Below are 1659 nucleotides of genomic sequence, written 5' to 3' on the forward strand. Positions count from 1 at the left end.
TTTGGCACTCACACCCAGGGCGAGATGCGGCACCAATCGGTATGCCGCCTCGAACACCCCCCGCTGGCGTCGTTGATGTAGATCAACGCCGCCACCGCTGTTCTGCCGCTAGAATGATCCAATGCAATAACCGATGAGATGGAGGTTAATCCGATGCTTACTCCGATTTGGCGCAAGACCTTCGCCGCGGGGCTGATGCTCGCAGTTGCAGCAATGCCTGCCGTAGCCAGTGCTGAGGAAAACGATGCTGACTCTGGTTGGTGGCCCCGGTGGGGCATGGGCCGAATGATGATGGGCCAATGGGGCATGAGCGGGCCAATGGGCGGCTATGATTCAGGCGAGATGCTCGATCGAATCAATGGACGCCTTGCCTTCCTGAAGACGGAACTGAAGATCACCGACGAGCAGGCGCCATCCTGGAACGAGCTTGCTGTTGTGGTCCGCACGACAGCCGAGGCACACAACGAGTTGATGCGTGGCATGGTCAAGGAATTCCATGAAGGCGACTTCCTGGAAAAGCCTTTGCCGGAGCGGCTCGCTTACCAGCAAACGCATCTCGAAGCGCGCCTCGGACAGGTGAAATCGGTCCGGGCAGCAGTCGACAAATTGTACGCAATATTGAGCGACGAACAGAAGAAATCAGCCGACGAGATTATTCTGCCGATGATGGGGCTGGGCATGGGTCGCAAAAGCGGCTTCGGTCCTGGAATGATGTTGAGATAGTGTCCATTCGCTTGGAAATTCTGCGCGCGAAGTCTGACGGGGACGATTTGTGGAGGGCTTGAAAGCATGTTTCGGGTTCGGCTTCTTGGCTCAATATCCGTGCTCGTAACGCTCGGGATAAGCCAGGCAACCGGCGCAACCATCCTTCCAACACAGGTCGTTTACAGCAATTGGACCGAAGAGACCGAAGAGGCCAGGATCTGCGAGATCATTCTCGATGTCAGTAACCCGCCGTCGCGGGAAGTCGTCAAATTCATCATGCTTGCCGGTTACAACAAGTTCGACAGCGAAGTCTTGGCCGGCTTTCTCATGGCGGCGGCAGATATCATGACGATCGACAAATTCGAGATTGTGCAGATTTCGGATGCTGCCTTCAATTCCGGGGCATTCAGTTCCCTAGGACAGTTGGGCTATGAAATCTATGATGACGGCACGGTGATGGCGACGACAGATGACCCTCAAATCGCCACGCCATTCATCAGCGCAGTGCTCGCTGGCGATTATGAGTTGAGTTTTTCCCGACCAGAACCAGGCGCCGGTGCACGGACCTACAAGATCATCCCTGCCCCGCCGGACGCTGTAACGAGCAATTTCATTGATTGCATGGGCCGCGTTGAGGCTCAATCGAAGCTCGCTCGATTGTCCGCGTCGGCAAAAAGAAGCCCGCTGCCGGAGTGAGTAGGCAGCGGGCTCAACACCACGATGGATCAGGGAGGAGGAATCCATCGCTCGCCCATGCCAAGGGAAAGCATGCGGCACATCATAAATAGGAAAATGATCCTAGAACTCAAGCGCAACAAAGTCGACTTTTGAAATGTCTCTCAGCATGGCGCTGTCGCCCTTCTTGCCGGACCAAATTGCGTATTTCCATCATCCGTAGACTGTTGTGGTCGAATTCTGAGGCATTTAGCGCCATCGGATAAATTGATCCGGCTC

The 1659-nt window shown here is 55.3% G+C and carries 2 protein-coding genes; both read left to right on the plus strand.

The annotated features are described in order from the left end of the window. The first annotated feature begins 138 nt into the window (after window positions 1–138). Window positions 139–723, plus strand: coding sequence for a Spy/CpxP family protein refolding chaperone (locus EOA85_RS34765; protein WP_245486322.1), 585 nt, complete (start codon window positions 139–141; stop codon window positions 721–723). Between the two features lie 99 nt (window positions 724–822). Then, window positions 823–1401 (plus strand): hypothetical protein, encoded by a 579-nt coding sequence (locus EOA85_RS34770; protein WP_245486324.1) that lies wholly within the window; start codon window positions 823–825, stop codon window positions 1399–1401. The last annotated feature ends 258 nt before the right edge of the window (window positions 1402–1659 follow it).

This window comes from Mesorhizobium sp. M5C.F.Ca.IN.020.29.1.1 (assembly GCF_003997375.1).
GTDB lineage: Bacteria > Pseudomonadota > Alphaproteobacteria > Rhizobiales > Rhizobiaceae > Mesorhizobium > Mesorhizobium wenxiniae.

What these genes read in the sequence shown, in the direction of transcription:
- EOA85_RS34765 (WP_245486322.1), top strand. Translation starts at nt 139, where the DNA reads ATGGAGGTTAATCCGATGCTTACTCCGATTTGGCGCAAGACCTTCGCC.